The organism is Methylobacterium hispanicum (genome assembly GCF_022179285.1).
GTDB lineage: Bacteria > Pseudomonadota > Alphaproteobacteria > Rhizobiales > Beijerinckiaceae > Methylobacterium > Methylobacterium hispanicum.
Map to the genome: position 1 here is coordinate 69,924 of NZ_BPQO01000001.1, position 16,873 is coordinate 86,796.

Sequence of the window (16,873 nt, forward strand, 5' to 3'; positions counted from 1 at the left end):
GCGGCCTCAGCCCTTCGTAGCGGTGACCGCCAGCTCGGGCCGGTGGTTCAGGGTCTGGAACACCACGCAGTAACGCTCGGTCAGCTTGAGGAGCTGGTCGAGCTTCTCCTGCGGCGCGTCCGTGTCGAGGGTGAAGCTGAGGCGGATGGCGCGGAAGCCCACCGGCGCCTCCTTGTCGACGCCGAGCGTGCCGCGGAAATCGAGGTCGCCCTCGGCGCTCACCTGCCCCGAGCGCAGCGGGATCTCCAGGGCGGTCGCGACCGCCTTCAGGGTCACGCCCGCGCAGGCGACGAGCGCCTCGAGCAGCATGTCGCCGGAGCAGAGCTCTGCGCCGGAGCCTCCCGTCGCCGGGTGCAGGCCCGCCACCGCCAGGGCTCGCCCGGTCTCGACCTTGCAGGCGACGCCCGTGTCGTCGAGCGAGCCCTTGGCCCGCAGGGTGACGACGGCGGAATCGGGGCTCTGGCGGTACTGGTCCTTCAGCGGCGCCTGAAGCGCGCGCAGGCTGGTGGCGTCCATCGGGGCGTTCCTTCGTTGTTGGCCCCAAGCGGTTAGCCGCTGGCGCGTCGGGGCTCAACCGGGAGGGGACGCCTCGGCGACGTACGGGCGCGGCGGCGCGCACCGCCAGGACGACGCCGGAGAGGGATACAGGAAGGCGGACGGGTCGGGGCGGTCGCCGCTCAGCTCTTCTTGCGGAACGCGTCGAGGCTGACCACCTCTGCGCCGCTCTCCTCGCCCTCGCCCTCCTTGCGGGCGGGGCGGGCGGGCTTGTCCTCGCCCTTGTTCCCCTGCGCGGCCGGGGCGGGCAGCACCTTGGGAACGCTGCTGCCGACGGTCGCGAGCCCGGCGCCCTTCGGCTTCAGCTCGCTCGGCTCCGAGGCGGCCCCGCGCGGGCCCGCGCCCTTGGCGGCGGCCGGGTGCTCGTCCTCGCCCTCGGGCGCCTCGGCGTTCTCGTTCAGGTCGAACTTCAGGCCGAACTGGACGGAGGGGTCGAAGAAGCCCGTCAGCGCGTCGAAGGGCACCAGCAGGCGCTCGGGCACGCCCGAGAAGGACAGGCCGACCTCGAAGGCGTGCTCGGTGACGCCAAGGTCCCAGAACTGGTGCTGGAGCACGATCGTCATGTCCTGCGGGTACTTCTCGCGAAGCGCCTGCGACATGCGCACGCCCGGGGCCTCCGTCCGGAAGGAGACGTAGAAGTGGTGCTCGCCCATCAGCCCGTCCCGGGCCGCGTCGGTCAGCACCTTGCGCACGACGCCCCGGAGGGCTTCCTGGACGAGGAGGTCGTAGCGGATCAGATCGTCTGCCATCTGCGGTCGTGCTGCCCGGCGTCCTCGGCCCGACGACCTTGACCGCGTGTGCGGACGATGCCGTTCGGAAAAACTGAAAGTGGAGGCTTCTGTTGCCAGGTGCCTCCGAACCCCGCCTATGCGGTGCTACCCGCTAGGACTTCAGGTCGGTATTGGGGACCGCTTACGCAGCCACCGCCACCGGAGCAAAGTTGTCGTTGGCAACTATTGCAAAGGCCCGATAACGGCGGAACCATGCCGAGCGAAAGCTCTACCTTTACGCCCTCGTCGATCCTATTTCGCCCCCGCCGAAGCACAGGCCGGTCCACGCGCGCCTTGCGGCAGCATGTCCTGGGCTCGGGTGGAGGCGCCGGGTACCGCCCCCGGGTCCGATAGGTTTATTCCGAAGAACGTTTATCGCCATAGCCGGCCTCGCGACCGGCAAGGGGAATATAGAGGGGATCGCCCCGGTTTTGAAGCCCGATCCTGTCATGTCGATGCCGGATCCCGCGCCTGTTGCCGGAAGCGCCCAGTCGCCCCTGCCCGCGCCGGCCCCGCGGCCGTCCGGATGGCGCGCCGGGCTGCACCTCCTCGGGACGCTGGCCCTCGTCCCGCTCTATCTCGGGGCCGCCAGCCTGATGGCGCTCGCCTGCGTGCGGGTGGGTGCCGACCTCATCGCCGGGATCGACCCCTTCCTGCCCCCCAACCGCCGGCCGTTCATCGGCGCGATGGCGCTCGCCCGGCGGGAACTCGCGGTGGACATCCTGCGCCAGGTCTTCCTGGCCGGGCTCGTGCTCGGCACGGCCCTGTGGTGGGACGGCGCGGGCTGGCGCGCGCGGCTCGCTCTCGACCGCGAGCGGCCGAACGGCATGCGGGCGCGCAACCTCCTCCTCGTCCTGCTGCTCTGGCCGCTCGCACACATCCTCTGGGTAAGCACCACCGCGACCCTGTTCGGCACGAGCTTCGGCCAGGGCACGCGGCTGTCGCCTCTGCTCACCCCCGCCGCGGTCGCGGCCTGGCTCGCCTACGTGGTGGTGCTGGCCCCGCTCGCCGAGGAGCTGCTGATGCGCGGCGAGATCTTTCGCCGCGCCCGCGCCGTCCTGGGCCCCGCCGCCGCGATCCTGCTCACGGCCGCAATCTTCGCCATCGCCCACATCTCGGTCTCGGGTCCGTCGGGCTTGAGCCTCGCCCGACCGGTCTCGCTGCTGCCGCTGGCGCTCGCCCTCGGAATCCTGCGCTGGCGCACCGGCCGCCTCTGGCCCTGCATCGCGCTGCACGGCTGGAGCAACCTCGCGCTGATCGCCTACGTGCTCTGGCCGGGATGAGTACCGTGCCGCTCCGGCACAGGCCTCCGTCCACACCCGCGGGAATGCGTTGAGGCCCCGCCCTGATATGATCCCGCGCGAGAGAGGGATCATGCAAGCCTACCACGACCTGCTGCGCCGCATCCTCGACCATGGCGTCTCGAAGGAGGACCGCACCGGCACCGGCACCCTGTCGGTGTTCGGCCACCAGATGCGCTTCGACCTCAGCGAGGGCTTCCCGCTCGTTACCACGAAGCGGCTGCACCTGCGCTCGATCATCCACGAGCTGCTCTGGTTCCTCACCGGCGACACCAACGTGCGGGCGCTGCAACAGAACGGCGTCACCATCTGGGACGAGTGGGCGGACGAGCACGGCGATCTCGGCCCCGTCTACGGCAAGCAGTGGCGCTCCTGGGAGAAGCCGTCAGGCGGCACCGTCGACCAGATCGCCTGGGTGGTGGACGAGATCCGCCGCAACCCGGATTCGCGCCGCCTCGTCGTCTCGGCCTGGAACCCGGCCGACCTCGACCGGATGGCGCTGGCGCCCTGCCACTGCCTGTTCCAGTTCTACGTCGCGCAAGGCCGGCTCTCCTGCCAGCTCTACCAGCGCTCGGCCGACGCCTTCCTCGGCGTGCCCTTCAACATCGCGAGCTACGCGCTGCTCACCCACATGATAGCGCAGGCCACAGACCTCGCGCCCGGCGACTTCGTGCACAGCTTCGGCGACGCCCACCTCTACCGGAACCACCTGGAGCAGACGCAAGTACAGCTCACCCGCGAGCCCCGCCCCCTGCCCCGCCTGCGGCTGAACCCGGCGGTGCGCGACCTCTTCGCCTTCCGCTTCGAGGACATCGCGATCGAGGGCTATGAGCCGCACCCCGCGATCGCCGCGCCGGTCGCCGTCTGAGGAGATCCGATGTCCGCGCCCCGCATCACCCTCGTCGTCGCGGTCGCGCGCAACGGCGTCATCGGCCGCGACAACGGCCTCGCCTGGCACCTGCGCAGCGACCTCCAGCGCTTCAAGGCCCTCACCATGGGCAAGCCGATGCTGATGGGCCGCAAGACCTACGCGTCGATCGGCCGGCCCCTGCCCGGCCGCCGCACCCTGGTCCTCACCCGCGATCCGGCCTTCGCGGCCGAGGGCGTCGCGGTGGCGCACGACTGGGCCGGCGCGCTCGCGGCCGCGGCGGACTCCGAGGAGCTGATGGTGGTCGGCGGGGCCGAGATCTACCGCCTCGCCTTGCCGCACGCCGACCGCATCCACCTCACCGAGGTCGCGGGCGACTACGCAGGCGACACCTATTTCCCCGCCCTCGAACCGGGGGCGTTCCGCGAGACCGCGCGCGAGGCGCACGAGGCGGGCCCGCACGACGAGAGCGCCTTCGCGTTCGTGACCCTCGACCGGGTCCGCTGACGGCGCCGCCGCGGCAGGGCCGCGTTAGCCAAGGTCACCGGGTCGCGGGCGGCGGGCGGTTGCCAAGGGACCCCGCGATGCCCACCTGCGAGCCTTGACAGCAGCGACGCTGGCCCCGCAGGTGCTTGGGACAACTCCGGAACGGTGTCTCGGGGCCCTCCGGGCAGGCGGGGCCCTGCGGGCAGGGATGAGTACGGGCGCGGCGACCGTCTGTGCATGAGGCGCGGACGGCGTTCCGCCGCGGGCAGGAGATATCGGCTGGCATGCCTTGGAGTAACCAGAGCGGCGGCGGCGGGGGCGGCAACGGGGGCCCGTGGGGCAACCGCGGCGGCAACGGCGGCGGAGGACCCTGGGGCAATGGCGGAGGCGGCAAGCAGCCGCCGAACCTGGAAGAACTTCTGCGGCGCGGCCAGGACCGCCTGCGCGGGGTGATACCGGGCGGCGGCGGGGGTGGCGGAGGCGGCGGCGGCCTCCTCGGCAGCGGCAAGGGCATCGCGGCCGTCGGCGCGCTCGCCGTCGCGGTCTGGCTGCTGACCGGCTTCTACACGGTGGCGCCGAACCAGGTCGGCATCGAGACCATCTTCGGCCGCTACGTCGGCTCGAAGGGCGAGGGCCTGCGCTACAACTTCCCCTACCCGGTCGGCGCGGTGACCAAGCCGAATGTCGGCCAGGTCAACTCGATCCAGGTCGGCTTCCGCTCCTCGGGCAGCGGGCGCACCTCCATGCGCGACGTGCCCGACGAGAGCCTGATGCTCACGGGCGACGAGAACATCGTCGATCTCGACTTCGAGGTGCAGTGGCGCGTCAACCCGCTCAAGGCCTCGGATTTCGTGTTCAACCTCCAGAACCCGGAGGGCACCATCAAGGCCATCGCCGAGAGCGCGATGCGCGAGGTGGTGGGCCGGCGCAACATCCAGGCGATCCTCACGAACGAGCAGTCGAGCGTGGCCCAGGAGGTGCGTGAGATCCTCCAGGCGGCGCTCGACGAGTACGGCGCGGGCGTGCGCATCGAGGTGGTGCAGCTCGTCTCGGTCAACCCGCCGCCGGAGGTCCGGCCGGCCTTCATCGACGTGAACGCGGCCCAGCAGGACGCCGACACCGTCCAGAACGAGGCCAAGACCTACGCGAGCCGCGAGGTGCCGCAGGCCCGCGGCCGCGCCGCCCAGATCGTGCAGGCGGCCGAGGCCTACAAGACGAAGGCCACCGCCGACGCCACCGGCCAGGCGGCCCGCTTCGACGAGGTCTACGCATCCTACAAGGTCGCGCCGGCGGTGAGCCGCGAGCGGCTGTTCCTGGAGACGATGGAGAAGGTGCTGGGGTCCGTGAACAAGGTGATCATCGACCAGAACGGGCAGGGCCCGTCCGGCGCGGCCAGCGCCGGCGTGCTCCCCGTTCTGCCGCTCGCCGAGTTCGGGGGCCGCGTCCAGGGCAACACCCAGACCGGAGCCGCCCGATGAACGGCCAGACGCTCCGCACCGGGCTCGCGGTGATCGCGGCCGCGATCGCCCTCGCCCTCTACGCCTCGGTCTTCACCGTCGGTCAGATGCAGCAGGCCCTCGTCCTGCAGTTCGGCCGCGTGCGCGCCGTGCTCAACCAGACCGGCGAGGACCGGCCGGGCCTCTACTTCAAGATCCCGTTCATGGAGAACGTGGTGGTCTTCGACAAGCGGGTGCTCGACCTCGACCTGCCGGTCCAGACGCTGCTCACCGCCGACCGCCAGAACCTGGAGGTCGATGCCTTCGCCCGCTACCGGATCATCGATCCGCTGCGCTTCTACCAGTCGGTGAACAACATCGCGTTGGCCAACCAGCGTCTGGCGAGCTTCACCAACTCGGCGCTGCGCAACGTGCTGGCCCGCTCGACCCGCGACGCCATCGTCAAGACCGAGCGCACGCGGCTGATGAACGAGATCCAGGAGGACGTGAACCGGCAGGCCAAGGCGCTCGGCATCCAGATCGTGGACCTGCGCATGACCCGCGTCGATCTGCCGGCGGCGAACTCCTCGGCCGTGTACAAGCGGATGAAGACCGAGCGCGAGCGCGAGGCCGCCGACATCCGGGCGAACGGCGACCAGATTGCCGCCACCATCCGGGCCAAGGCCGACCGCGACGTCACGGTGCTGCTCGCCGAGGCGCAACAGACCGCCGAGAAGCTGCGCGGCCAGGGCGACGCCGACAAGAACCGGATCCTCGCCGAGGCCTTCGGCAAGGACGCCGACTTCTTCGCCTTCTACCGCTCGATGCAGGCCTACGAGACCGGGCTGAAGGGCCCCGAGACCCGGCTGGTGATCAGCCCGACCTCGGACTTCTTCCGCTACTTCAGCGACCCGCAGGGCCGCGCGCCGCAGGGGAGCGCGACCCGCTCCGAGCCCGGAGCGACCGGCTCCACCCAGCCGGCGCGCTGAACCCGGACCTCTCCCGAAGGGCCCCTGCGACCATCGCGGGGGCCCTTCGCACTTGAAGACGGCCCCGCGCCACCGAATCTATGCCTTCGCTCCGTCCCCGCTCCGGCGGGTTCGGACAGGCCGGGCCACCGGCCCCAGCACTGCAGGAAACGCGCCCTTGAAGAGGTCGACCATGAATCCCGCCCCGGCCTCCGGCCGACCCGTCCTCGCCCGCGCGCGCGGCCTGCTCGCGGCCACCCTGATCGGTGTCTCCGTCGCGGGTACCGCCCTGCCGGTGACCGCTCTCGCCCGCGGCCCGGAATCACTCGCCGACCTCGCCGAGCAGGTCACCGACGCGGTGGTCAACATCGCGGCCTCCACCACGGTCGAGCAGCGCTCCAGCCGCAGCGGCCCCCAGCTTCCGCCCGGCACGCCCTTCGAAGACCTGTTCGAGGAGTTCTTCAACAAGCGCGGCGGGCGCGGCGGCGGTGGCGAGAGCGAGCAGCCGCGCACCCAGCGCAAGTCGAACTCGCTCGGCTCCGGCTTCATCATCGACGCCTCCGGCATCGTGGTGACGAACAACCACGTCATCGGCGACGCCAACGACATCCAGGTCATCCTGCACGACGGCACAAAGCTGAAGGCCGAGATCATCGGCAAGGACTCGAAGATCGACCTCGCGGTGCTGCGGGTGAAGCCCACGGCCGAGCGTCCGCTCAAGGCGGTGCCCTTCGGGGATTCGGAGCGGCTGCGCCCCGGCGACTGGGTGATGGCGATCGGCAACCCGTTCGGGCTCGGCGGCTCGGTCTCGGCCGGCATCGTCTCGGCGCGCGGGCGCAACATCGAGTCGGGCCCCTACGACAACTACATCCAGACCGACGCGGCCATCAACAAGGGCAATTCCGGCGGCCCGCTGTTCAACATGAACGGCGAGGTCATCGGCATCAACACGGCGATCCTCTCGCCGACCGGCGGCTCGGTCGGCATCGGCTTCGCGGTGCCCTCGGCCTCGGCCAAGCCCGTGATCGACCAGCTGCGCGAGTTCGGCGAGGTGCGGCGCGGCTGGCTCGGCGTGCGCATCCAGAACGTGGACGACGCCACCGCCGAGGCGCTGGGCCTCAAGGGCGGCGCACGCGGCGCGCTGGTGGCGGGCGTGGACGAGAAGGGTCCGGCCAAGGGCGCGGGCCTCGAGGTCGGCGACGTGATCACCCGCTTCAACGGCAACCCGGTGAAGGCCTCGAGCGACCTGCCCCGCATCGTCGCCTCGACGCCGGTCGGCCAGAAGGTCGACGTCATGATCGTGCGCAAGGGCGAGGAGCAGACCAAGGCCGTCACCCTCGGCCGCCTCGAGGACAACGAGCGGCCCCAGCTCGCCAACGCCCGCCAGCCCGAGCCCGAGAACGCCGTGCGGCAGGCGCTCGGCCTCAACCTCTCGGGCATGACGGACGAACTGCGCCGCCGCTTCTCCATCAAGGAGACCGTGAAGGGTGTCGTGGTCACCCGCGTCGATCCGAACTCCACCGCCGCCGACAAGCGCATCCAGCCGGGCGAGGTCATCGTCGAGGTCGGCCAGGAGAGCGTGAGCAGCCCCGCGGAGGTGACGAAGCGCGTCGACGCCCTGAAGAAGGAGGGCCGCAAGTCGATCCTGCTCCAGGTCGCCGACGCGAAGGGCGACGTGCGCTTCGTGGCGCTCGGCCTCGAGTAGGACGTCTTCGGGCTCACGCCCGATCGGACAGGCTGGCGGCGGGGGCGGATGACATCCTCCCCCGCCGCTTTCGTATTTTTAATCCTGGCCCGCGCGGCGGTTCAGCGAACCTTCATTGCCGATAGGGTTCCATGCGGCTCAGTCACCGGGGCTCCCGAGGCGCCCCGGTCCAGCATTCTCCCGAACTGCTGCAACCTCAAACCACGGTTCGCCGCGTGAAGATCGCTGTCATCGCCCATCTCAAGTATCCGATCGGCCAGCCCTACGCGGGCGGCCTGGAGATGCACACCCACCTGATGACGCGGGAACTCCGGCGCCGCGGGCACGACGTCACGCTGTTCGCCTCGGAAGGGTCCGACCCGGACCTCGCCACCGTCGTCTGCCCGCCGACCGGCGAGGATCTGGGCGATGCCGAGCGCTGGGCCGCAATCGAGGCCGCCGAGCACGCGGCCTACCGCGGGATCCTCGACGCGGTGGCGGCGGGCGGCTTCGACCTCGTGCACAACAATTCCCTGCACGCCCTGCCCCTGCGGGAGAGCGGCCTCTTCGACATTCCTTGGGTTACGGTGCTGCACACGCCGCCCTTCGACTCCCTCGTCGGCGGGATCGAGGCGGCACGGCCGGACATGCGCTACCTCGCGGTCTCGCAGACGCTGGCGCGCGAGTGGACCGACCTCATTCCCGGGCTCGACGTGGTGCCGAACGGCATCGATCTCACCACCTTCCCCTACAGCGCCGATCCCGACCCGCAGGCCTACGCCTTCTGGTTCGGCCGCATCGTCCCCGAGAAGGGCCTGCATCTGGCCATCGACGCCGCCCGCGAGGCCGGCTTCCGCCTCGTCTTCGCCGGGCCGAAGCTCAACCCGGCCTACTGGGAGAGCGAGATCGCGCCGCGGCTCGGACCCGACCTGCAGCATCTCGGCCATCTCTCGCACCACGACCTCGCGGCCCATCTCGGCCGCGCCCGGGTGGCGGTGGTGACGCCGCGCTGGGAGGAACCCTTCGGCCTCGTGGTGGCAGAGGCCATCGCCTGCGGCACGCCGGTCGCGGCCTTCCGCCGGGGCGCCATGCCGGAGATCCTCGACGCGTCCTGCGGACGCCTCGCCGACGCGGACGACGCGAGCGACCTCGCCCGCGCGATCCGGGGCGCGGCGACGTTGAGCCGCCGCGCCTGCCGCGACCGGGTGGAGGCGCATTTCGACGCCGCCGTGATGACCGCGCGCTACGAGGCGGTCTATGCCGAGATGCTGGCCGAGCAGGCCGCGCCGCGGCTCATCCTCAGCGCGGCGGAGTGATCCCGTGAGCGCCGTCGTCTGCATCCCCGCCCGCAACGAGGCCGAGCGGCTGCCGCGCCTGCTGCGCTCGCTCGCCGCGCAGTCGGGGCTCACCGAGACCGCGCCGCTGCGCGTCGTGGTGCTGGCCAACAACTGCGACGACGGCACACCGGGGATCGTGCGCGAACTCGCCGTTGCGCTACCGACGCTCGCCGTGCGCACGGTCGAGGCGACGATCCCGGCGCCCGACGCCCATGTCGGCACAGCCCGCCGGATGGCGCTGGAGGCCGGCGCCGACTGGCTCGCGGCCGAGGGCCACCCCGACGGGGTGCTGCTCACCACCGACGCGGATGCCTGGCTGCCGCCGGACTGGCTCGCCGCCAACCGCGCCGCCCTTAGGACGTCGGACGTGGTCGGCGGCCGCCTCGTCATCGATGCCGAGAGCGCGGTGCCGCCGGCGCTGGCCGAGTTGCACGCCCGGATAGAGCGCTACTGGTCGGGCGTGCGCGCGCTCGAAGACCTGATCGACCCGCCGCCCCACGATCCGGCCCCGCGCCACGGCGACCACACGGCGGCGAGCCTCGCACTGCGGGCCGACCTCTACCGCGCGGTCGGCGGCCTGCCCGCCCTGCCCTGCGGCGAGGACAACGCGCTGGTGGCCCGCCTCACCCGGCAGGGCGCGCGCCTGCGCCACTGCCCCGCCGTCGCGGTCCACGTCTCTGGCCGCCGCGAGGGCCGGGTCAGCGGCGGCATGGCGACCGAGATGGCGCGCCGCGAGGACGCGGCGGCGAGCGGCGGCCCCTACGAGCTGCCCGAGGCCGCGCACTGGCTCACGCTGATCGAGCGCCGCGCCGCGCTGCGCCGGGCTTGGCGCCGCGGCGAGGCCGCCCGCCGCACCGTCTGCATCGGCTTCGGCCTTCCGGCGGAGACGGTGGCTGCCATCGAGACCGAGATCGCGGACGGGAGCTGCCCGAACGACATCGCCTACGTGGAGCGCGTCCACGCCCAACTCGAGGCCGCGGCGCCGCCCGCGCGCTTCGTCGCCCTCGACGCGGCCCTGGCCGATCTGGAGCGGATCGCCCGCACGCTCCGGGCGGCCGCGTAGCGCTGTCGCTCGGGGACTTCGGAGTCCAGGCGTCGCAATCGGCGGTGCGTTCGGCATGATCCGTACACCGGACGCCGGACCGATCCCGAGTCAGTGAGCCCGAACCGCGCCGCGCTCCCTCTGCCGCCAAGGGTGTGGGAACCCGCGCATCACGCGGTAAACCGTCCAGCCCGCCCGGATCACGCCCTTCGGATCCCCCAATGACGCGCCCCATCGGCTACTATGTCCACCATCAGGGCGCCGGGCACTTGCACCGGGCCTGCGCGGTCGCCGCCAGGCTCGATCGCCCCTGCGCACTCCTCGGCACCTTCGCGGGCCTCGACACCGCCGGTGCGCCGGGTCCCGTGATCGACCTGCCCGACGACCGGCTCGCGGACGGCTTCGACGGGCGGGACGGCGAGGTCGAGCGACCCACGAGCTTCCACTACGCACCGCTCGCCCATTCGGGCCTGCGCGCCCGGATGGCCCGCATCGCCACCTGGGCGGCGGAGGCCGACCCGGCACTCCTCGTGGTGGACGTCTCCTGCGAGGTGGCCCTGTTCGCCCGGCTGTTGTCGCTGCCGACCCTGGTGGTGCGACTCGCGGGCACGCGCACCGACCTGCCGCATCTGGAGGCCTTCCGCAGCGCCGACCGGTTGATCGCCCCCTTTCCGGAGATCCTGGAGAGCGCGGCGACCCCCGATTGGGTGAGGGCCAAGACCCATTATGCCGGCCTCCTCGGACCGGCACTCGCCGCTCCCAGCGGGGACGACGGCTCAATCGCCGTGGTGTTCGGCCGCGGCGGAGCGGGCGGCACCCTCGCCGATCTGGCCGCAGCCGCGCGGGCATTACCGGAGCGGGACTGGCACGTGCTCGGGCCCGTGACGGGCGCGGCGGCGGTTCCGGCGAACCTGCATCTTCACGGCTGGGTGGCCGATGTGGAGCCCTGGATCGCGCGCGCGACCCTGGTGGTGGGAGGCGCTGGCGACGGGGTCGTGGCGGCAGTGGCCGCCCGCGGAAAACGCTTTGTCTGCCTGCCCGAAGAGCGGGCCTACGGCGAGCAGGTCGAGAAGGCGCACGGGCTCGGCCGAATCGGCGCGGCCGTCGTGCATGAGGGCTGGCCGGAAGCCTCTCGTTGGCCTGGGCTCGTCGCGGCCGGCCTCGCGCTCGATCCGCGACGGATCGGCGCCCTGTCCGAACCTGGGGCCATGGCCCGCACGGCCGTGCTCATCGCGGAGCGGGCGGCTTGGTGGGAGCGCCGCGGGGACGCGGCGCCAGCCTAGGACCTGTCGAGACGGTCCGCCGCACGGTTGGGCGCGGCGGCATCGTGCACGTCCTTAAGAAATGAGGTCGAGCTTCGCCGCCTCGATGCCGGCTGCGCGCAGCGTGTCCGGCAGGGCTGAGAAATCGCGGTACCCCGCCTCACGCGCCATGGCGTCGAGGGCGGTCTGCTCGTCGGCGGCCGAACCCGTCCAAAGAACGGCGCCGTTCGACTTCTGCTTGATCTGGAAGATGCTCATTGCACGCCTTCGGAAAGACTGCTCTCGCTGTGCGGTCTCAACGTCCGTGCGAGCGATGGGTTGCAGATCCACGGGCGGCAAGTCCTCGAGCCGCAAGTCCGCATGACTGCATCGACGCGAGCCGGTCCTTGCCGCGTTAACCGGGCCTCAACGGTCCTCGGCCTGGAGTTGCGGGCTCGCCCGCGCGATCCTGTCGAGAGCCCGATGCCCCCTGCCCTCCCGCTGACCGAGATCGAGCGGCTGCCGGCCGATCCGGAGTTGCGCGCCGCGATCCGCGGCTGGCGCGTCGCGCTCGCGCAGGAGCGCCGCATGGCGGACAACACCGTCGAGGCCTACAGCCGCGACCTGCGCCAGTTCCTGATCCATCTGGAGCGGCGCGGCGGCACCCCGAGCATCGCTGGCCTCGTCGCGCTCAAGCCTCGCGACATCCGCGGCTTCATGGCGGCGCGCCGGGCGGACGAGGTCGGCGGGCGCTCGCTGATGCGCATGCTCGCGGGCCTGCGCTCCTTCGCCCGCCACTTGGAGCGCGAGGGGCACGGCGTCGTCGCCGCGCTCGGTGCCGTGCGCTCGCCGAAGGTGGAGCGGCGCCTGCCGCGCCCGCTGCCGGTCGCCGCCGCGAAGGCGCTGACCGATCCGGAGCTTCGCGCGGGCGAGGACCGCGAGCCCTGGATCCTGGCGCGCGACGCCGCCGTGCTGGCGCTGCTCTACGGGGCGGGCCTGCGCATCTCGGAGGCCCTGGGCATCCGGCGCGAGGACGCGCCGCTGCCGGGCATCGACGCCGTGACCGTGCTCGGCAAGGGCGGCAAGCAGCGCATGGTGCCGGTGCTGCCGGTGGTGGCCGAAGCGGTGGCGGGCTACGTCGCCGCCTGCCCGCACCCTCTACCCGCGGAGGGGCCGCTCTTCGTGGGCGCCCGCGGCGGGCCGCTCTCGGCCCGGGTCATCCAGTACGTGGTGGCCCGCGCCCGCGGCGCGCTCGGGCTCCCGCAGAGCGCCACGCCCCACGCGCTGCGCCACTCCTTCGCCACGCACCTCCTGGCCCGCCAGGGCGAGTTGCGCGCGATCCAGGAACTGCTCGGTCACGCCTCGCTCTCGACGACGCAGCTCTACACCAGGGTCGATGCCGCCCGGCTGATGAGCGCCTTCGAGGCGGCTCATCCCCGGGCAGGCCGAATGCCGGTGCCGCGCCCGCGGGCGGAGGCCTAAGCGAAACCGAGCCCGGGGACACCGCCGAAGGACCTCCGGCCCTTCGGAATCACGGCTTACTCGGCCGCGTCGCGGGCACCCTGGCCGAAGCGGCGCTCGATGTAGTCGGTCACCAGGGTCTCGAAGTCCTTGGCGAGGTTGGCGCCGCGCAGGGTCGTCGCCTTCTTGCCGTCGATGAAGACCGGGGCGCTCGGGCTCTCGCCGGTGCCGGGCAACGAGATGCCGATATCGGCGTGCTTCGACTCGCCCGGGCCGTTCACGATGCAGCCCATCACCGCGACGTTGAGGCCCTCGACGCCCGGATAGGTCTTCTTCCATTCCGGCATCGAGCGCGCGATCCAGTTCTGGATGTCGCGGGCGAGCTCCTGGAAGGTGGTCGAGGTGGTGCGGCCGCAGCCCGGGCAGGCGGCCACCAGCGGCACGAAGGTGCGGAAGCCCATGGTCTGCAGCAGTTCCTGCGCGACCTTGACCTCGACCGTGCGGTCGCCGCCGGGCTCCGGCGTCAGCGAGTAGCGGATCGTGTCGCCGATGCCCTCCTGCAGGAGCACGCCGATCGCGGCCGACGCCGCCACGACGCCCTTCGTGCCCATGCCCGCCTCGGTGAGGCCGAGATGGATGGCGTAGTCCGAGCGGCGGGCCACCTCGCGGTAGACCGCGATCAGGTCCTGGACCGCCGAGACCTTGGCCGAGAGGATGATACGGTCCTTCGGCAGGCCCAGATCCTCGGCGCGCTGCGCGGAGGAGAGCGCCGACTGCACCATCGCCTCGCGCATCACGGCGCGCGCGTCGATCGGGCGAGGCGACTTCGCGTTCTCGTCCATCAGGTGGGTGAGGAGTTCGCCGTCGAGCGAGCCCCAGTTGGCGCCGATGCGCACGGTCTTCCCGTAGCGGATCGCCTGCTCGATGATGGTGGAGAACTGGGTGTCCTTCTTCTCCTTGAAGCCGACGTTGCCGGGGTTGATCCGGTACTTGGCCAGAGCCTCCGCGCAGGCCGGGTGGTCGGAGAGGAGCTTGTGGCCGATGTAGTGGAAGTCACCTACCAGCGGCACGTGGACGCCGATGCGGTCCAGGCGCTCGCGGATCTTCGGCACGGCCGCCGCCGCCTCGTCGCGGTCGACGGTGATGCGCACCAGTTCCGAGCCCGCGCGGGCGAGCTGGGCCACCTGCGCCACCGTGGCGTCGATGTCGGCCGTGTCGGTGTTGGTCATCGACTGGACGACGATCGGCGCGCCGCCGCCGACCGTGACCGCGCCCTCGCCCTGGCCGACCTGCACGCCGGCGGTGCGGTGGCGGGGGCTTGGTCCGGCGATCTCCGGCCCTGCGCCGGCCAGCGGGTTCGCGGGGCGGGTCTCGGCTTCCATGGCTTCCATCGGGGGACCTTCGCTTCAAGGCCTCGGGCGCGTCGGGGCGGGTCCTCACGGACCCGGGCCGCCCGCTGCCGTCGCGTCTGTCTTCAGGTACGATTCGGGTCGCGCGCGGACCGCGCACGGAGAGGTTTAGCTGCGGTCGATCCGCCGCAACGTCAAGCCACACCACCGTACGGAGTGCAGAACGTGCCCTTTTCGCGGGTCTCATGTCGCATCCGCGCACGGATGTCGAGGTCGCGCCGCGCCGCGGTGCCATGCGATCGCGCACGGCGCGCGGAATTTCGGTCGGATCCTCGGGCCCGTTCCGCCGTTCGACCGTACCGGTCATGACCGGACATGCGCGGCCTTGCCGTCGCCCGCTGCGGCGCAACATTTGTAACTGCAGCGCAACATCCCATGTTCGAGGACATGATGAGCGAGCATCCTCACGGGTCCGAACCCGCCAATCCCGCAACCGCCGTCCCGAGCGCGGACGTCGCCGTCCCGGTCGGAGACGCGGTCGAGACCAGCCACCCGCCTCGGCAGATCCTGGCCGGCCCCAGGGCGGAGAAGAACGTCGCCCTGGCGCTCCAGGGGGGCGGCGCGCACGGCGCCTTCACCTGGGGTGTCCTCGACCACCTGATCGAGGACGGGCGTCTCGGCTTCGAGGCGGTGACGGGCGCGAGCGCGGGCGCGATGAACGGCGTCGTGCTGGTGGACGGCTGGCTGAAGGGCGGCCCGGAGGGCGCCCGCGAGGGGCTGGAGCGATTCTGGCGCGAGGTCAGCCTCGACGGCGATCTCGGCCCCGCCACCCGCAGCTTCGTCAGCAACCTCCTCGGCCTCTGGAAGGGCAACCCGGTCGCCGAGTTCTGGACCAAGGCGCTGACGCCGAGTCCCTACGTGTCCAACCCGCTCAACATCAACCCGCTGCGCAAGGCGCTGGCCGCCCAGGTGGATTTCGAGCGTCTGCGCGAGGCCGAGACCGCCGGCATCTACGTCTCGGCCACCAACGTCTGGACCGGCAAGCTCGCGGTGTTCGAGCGCGAGCGGCTGACCGTCGATCACCTGATGGCCTCGGCCTGCCTGCCGACCGTGTTCCAGGCGGTGGAGATCGACGGCGTGCCCTACTGGGACGGCGGTTACCTCGGCAACCCGCCGCTCTACCCGCTGCACCGCGGCGCCCAGACCCGCGACATCCTGCTCGTGCAGATCAACCCGGTGGAGCGGCGCGAGACGCCCCGCACCGAGCGCGAGATCCAGGACCGGCTCAACGAGATCACGTTCAACGCCAACCTGATGCGGGAACTGCGCGCGATCGACTTCGTGGACGGGCTGATCGAGGAGGGCGTGCTCGGCCAGGGCCAGTACCAGCGCGTGCTGGTCCACCGCATCGACGGCACCGACGCGTTGGAGGATTACAACGCCGCCTCGAAGCTCGACGCCCGCTGGCGGGTGTTCCTGCGCCTGCGCGACAAGGGCCGCCGGGCGGCCGAGGCGTGGCTCGGCGAGCACTACGACAAGATCGGGCGCTCCTGCAGCCTCGACCTCGAATCCGCCTACCAGTAACCCGGCCCGGCAGGCGGTGGCGCCCACGCCGGGACGCGCCTCAGGCTCGTCGCGTGCGCCAGGACACCGCCGGGGCATTCCGGCCGGCGCGGGCGGGATTACGCGCGCGGGGTCCGACGTTCAAACCGTATGAGCCTCGACAAGATGAAGCGTCCCGACATCGTCGATCTGCTGGTGCCCCTGCGGCGCTACGCCCGGTCGCTCACCCGCGACACCCTCCGGGCCGACGATCTCGTGCACGACACCCTGGTGCGCGCCCTCGAATCGCAGAACAGCCTGCGGCCGAACACGAACCTGCGCACCTGGATGATGACGGTGCTGCACAACGTCTTCATCGACGACCAGCGCCGCAAGCAGGTGGAGCTGCGCCACGCCGACGCCCTGGTGCAGATGAGCGACGAGATGGCGCCTCCGGCCCAGGAGGGGCAGGTGCGCCTCGCCCAGATCCGCGAGGCCTTCCTCACCCTGCCGGAGGAGCAGCGCGCCGCGCTCCACCTCGTCACGATCGAGGGCATGGCATACGCGGATGCCGCGGCCGTGCTCGGCATCCCGATCGGCACGCTGATGTCGCGGCTCGGTCGCGGCCGGGCGGCGCTGCGGGCCTTCGAGGAGGGCGCCCGCAAGGGCCAGGAGGGCGGCTCCAGCACGCGCCCGCGCCCGGTGGAGCGCACGCCGCTGCGCCTCGTCGCGCGCGACGGCCGGCCCGAGCCGGAGAACGCCCCGGCACCGGAGCCGTTCTCCCGCCGCGCCCTACGTGGTTGGTAGGACCGCGCGCCATCCTGACACCGCCC

16 protein-coding genes and 1 other RNA gene are annotated in these 16,873 nt (G+C 71.9%); 12 read left to right on the plus strand and 5 right to left on the minus strand.

Annotated elements, in window-relative coordinates:
* Window positions 1-6: 6 nt before the first annotated feature.
* From MFF56_RS00305 to ssrA, 3 genes are all read right to left on the minus strand, one after another.
* Window positions 7-516, minus strand: coding sequence for an OsmC family protein (locus tag MFF56_RS00305; protein ID WP_066920200.1), 510 nt, complete (start codon window positions 514-516; stop codon window positions 7-9).
* Between the two features lie 161 nt (window positions 517-677).
* Window positions 678-1,304 carry an SspB family protein gene (locus MFF56_RS00310; protein WP_066920198.1) on the minus strand — a complete coding sequence of 209 codons (627 nt, stop codon included), beginning with the start codon at window positions 1,302-1,304 and terminating at the stop codon, window positions 678-680.
* A 78-nt stretch (window positions 1,305-1,382) separates the two neighbouring features.
* Window positions 1,383-1,765: a transfer-messenger RNA gene (ssrA, locus tag MFF56_RS00315) on the minus strand.
* Between the two features lie 9 nt (window positions 1,766-1,774).
* On the opposite strand from ssrA, the gene MFF56_RS00320 reads away from it, so the two are divergent.
* From MFF56_RS00320 to MFF56_RS00360, 9 genes are all read left to right on the plus strand, one after another.
* Window positions 1,775-2,608, plus strand: a complete 834-nt coding sequence (locus tag MFF56_RS00320) for a CPBP family intramembrane glutamic endopeptidase (RefSeq protein WP_156453572.1) — start codon at window positions 1,775-1,777, stop codon at window positions 2,606-2,608.
* Window positions 2,609-2,699: 91 nt separating this feature from the next.
* A complete protein-coding gene (locus MFF56_RS00325) occupies window positions 2,700-3,494 on the plus strand; it encodes a thymidylate synthase (protein WP_066920196.1) in 795 nt (264 codons plus the stop codon).
* Window positions 3,495-3,503: 9 nt separating this feature from the next.
* Window positions 3,504-4,001: a dihydrofolate reductase gene (locus tag MFF56_RS00330; RefSeq protein WP_066920185.1), complete on the plus strand. Its 498-nt coding sequence runs from the start codon at window positions 3,504-3,506 to the stop codon at window positions 3,999-4,001.
* A 263-nt stretch (window positions 4,002-4,264) separates the two neighbouring features.
* Window positions 4,265-5,458, plus strand: coding sequence for an FtsH protease activity modulator HflK (gene hflK, locus MFF56_RS00335; RefSeq protein ID WP_238229296.1), 1,194 nt, complete (start codon window positions 4,265-4,267; stop codon window positions 5,456-5,458).
* Window positions 5,455-6,405: a protease modulator HflC gene (gene hflC / locus MFF56_RS00340; protein ID WP_066921629.1), complete on the plus strand. Its 951-nt coding sequence runs from the start codon at window positions 5,455-5,457 to the stop codon at window positions 6,403-6,405. The genes hflK and hflC overlap by 4 nt, the downstream gene beginning before the upstream one ends.
* A 172-nt stretch (window positions 6,406-6,577) precedes the next feature.
* Complete coding sequence (locus tag MFF56_RS00345; protein WP_066921627.1) at window positions 6,578-8,089, plus strand: DegQ family serine endoprotease; 1,512 nt, start codon at window positions 6,578-6,580, stop codon at window positions 8,087-8,089.
* Between the two features lie 215 nt (window positions 8,090-8,304).
* Complete coding sequence (locus MFF56_RS00350) at window positions 8,305-9,384, plus strand: glycosyltransferase family 4 protein (RefSeq protein WP_066924989.1); 1,080 nt, start codon at window positions 8,305-8,307, stop codon at window positions 9,382-9,384.
* Window positions 9,326-10,468 (plus strand): glycosyltransferase, encoded by a 1,143-nt coding sequence (locus MFF56_RS00355; protein WP_066924987.1) that lies wholly within the window; start codon window positions 9,326-9,328, stop codon window positions 10,466-10,468. Before MFF56_RS00350 ends, MFF56_RS00355 begins: the two co-directional genes overlap by 59 nt.
* A gap of 200 nt (window positions 10,469-10,668) precedes the next feature.
* On the plus strand, window positions 10,669-11,730 hold the full coding sequence (locus MFF56_RS00360) for a glycosyltransferase (protein WP_066924985.1): 1,062 nt from the start codon (window positions 10,669-10,671) through the stop codon (window positions 11,728-11,730).
* Window positions 11,731-11,784: 54 nt separating this feature from the next.
* Here the strand turns inward: MFF56_RS00360 and MFF56_RS00365 are convergent, their stop codons facing one another.
* Window positions 11,785-11,967 (minus strand): hypothetical protein, encoded by a 183-nt coding sequence (locus MFF56_RS00365; protein WP_066924983.1) that lies wholly within the window; start codon window positions 11,965-11,967, stop codon window positions 11,785-11,787.
* A 204-nt stretch (window positions 11,968-12,171) separates the two neighbouring features.
* Between MFF56_RS00365 and MFF56_RS00370 the strand changes: the two genes are divergently transcribed.
* On the plus strand, window positions 12,172-13,170 hold the full coding sequence (locus MFF56_RS00370; protein WP_066924981.1) for a tyrosine recombinase XerC: 999 nt from the start codon (window positions 12,172-12,174) through the stop codon (window positions 13,168-13,170).
* A gap of 56 nt (window positions 13,171-13,226) precedes the next feature.
* On the opposite strand, the gene ispG is transcribed toward MFF56_RS00370, so the two are convergent.
* Window positions 13,227-14,540, minus strand: coding sequence for a flavodoxin-dependent (E)-4-hydroxy-3-methylbut-2-enyl-diphosphate synthase (gene ispG, locus MFF56_RS00375; protein ID WP_066924979.1), 1,314 nt, complete (start codon window positions 14,538-14,540; stop codon window positions 13,227-13,229).
* A 408-nt stretch (window positions 14,541-14,948) separates the two neighbouring features.
* Between ispG and MFF56_RS00380 the strand changes: the two genes are divergently transcribed.
* Window positions 14,949-16,082 (plus strand): patatin-like phospholipase family protein, encoded by a 1,134-nt coding sequence (locus MFF56_RS00380; protein ID WP_066924990.1) that lies wholly within the window; start codon window positions 14,949-14,951, stop codon window positions 16,080-16,082.
* A 129-nt stretch (window positions 16,083-16,211) separates the two neighbouring features.
* Entirely contained in the window at window positions 16,212-16,847 is a 636-nt protein-coding gene (locus MFF56_RS00385; protein WP_066924977.1) for a sigma-70 family RNA polymerase sigma factor, read from the plus strand.
* Window positions 16,848-16,873 lie beyond the last annotated feature (26 nt).

What these genes read in the sequence shown, in the direction of transcription:
- MFF56_RS00305 (WP_066920200.1), bottom strand. Translation starts at nt 516, where the DNA reads ATGGACGCCACCAGCCTGCGCGCGCTTCAGGCGCCGCTGAAGGACCAG.
- MFF56_RS00310 (WP_066920198.1), bottom strand. Translation starts at nt 1,304, where the DNA reads ATGGCAGACGATCTGATCCGCTACGACCTCCTCGTCCAGGAAGCCCTC.
- MFF56_RS00320 (WP_156453572.1), top strand. Translation starts at nt 1,775, where the DNA reads ATGTCGATGCCGGATCCCGCGCCTGTTGCCGGAAGCGCCCAGTCGCCC.
- MFF56_RS00325 (WP_066920196.1), top strand. Translation starts at nt 2,700, where the DNA reads ATGCAAGCCTACCACGACCTGCTGCGCCGCATCCTCGACCATGGCGTC.
- MFF56_RS00330 (WP_066920185.1), top strand. Translation starts at nt 3,504, where the DNA reads ATGTCCGCGCCCCGCATCACCCTCGTCGTCGCGGTCGCGCGCAACGGC.
- hflK (WP_238229296.1), top strand. Translation starts at nt 4,265, where the DNA reads ATGCCTTGGAGTAACCAGAGCGGCGGCGGCGGGGGCGGCAACGGGGGC.
- hflC (WP_066921629.1), top strand. Translation starts at nt 5,455, where the DNA reads ATGAACGGCCAGACGCTCCGCACCGGGCTCGCGGTGATCGCGGCCGCG.
- MFF56_RS00345 (WP_066921627.1), top strand. Translation starts at nt 6,578, where the DNA reads ATGAATCCCGCCCCGGCCTCCGGCCGACCCGTCCTCGCCCGCGCGCGC.
- MFF56_RS00355 (WP_066924987.1), top strand. Translation starts at nt 9,326, where the DNA reads ATGCCGAGATGCTGGCCGAGCAGGCCGCGCCGCGGCTCATCCTCAGCG.
- MFF56_RS00360 (WP_066924985.1), top strand. Translation starts at nt 10,669, where the DNA reads ATGACGCGCCCCATCGGCTACTATGTCCACCATCAGGGCGCCGGGCAC.
- MFF56_RS00365 (WP_066924983.1), bottom strand. Translation starts at nt 11,967, where the DNA reads ATGAGCATCTTCCAGATCAAGCAGAAGTCGAACGGCGCCGTTCTTTGG.
- MFF56_RS00370 (WP_066924981.1), top strand. Translation starts at nt 12,172, where the DNA reads ATGCCCCCTGCCCTCCCGCTGACCGAGATCGAGCGGCTGCCGGCCGAT.
- ispG (WP_066924979.1), bottom strand. Translation starts at nt 14,540, where the DNA reads ATGGAAGCCATGGAAGCCGAGACCCGCCCCGCGAACCCGCTGGCCGGC.
- MFF56_RS00380 (WP_066924990.1), top strand. Translation starts at nt 14,949, where the DNA reads ATGAGCGAGCATCCTCACGGGTCCGAACCCGCCAATCCCGCAACCGCC.
- MFF56_RS00385 (WP_066924977.1), top strand. Translation starts at nt 16,212, where the DNA reads ATGAGCCTCGACAAGATGAAGCGTCCCGACATCGTCGATCTGCTGGTG.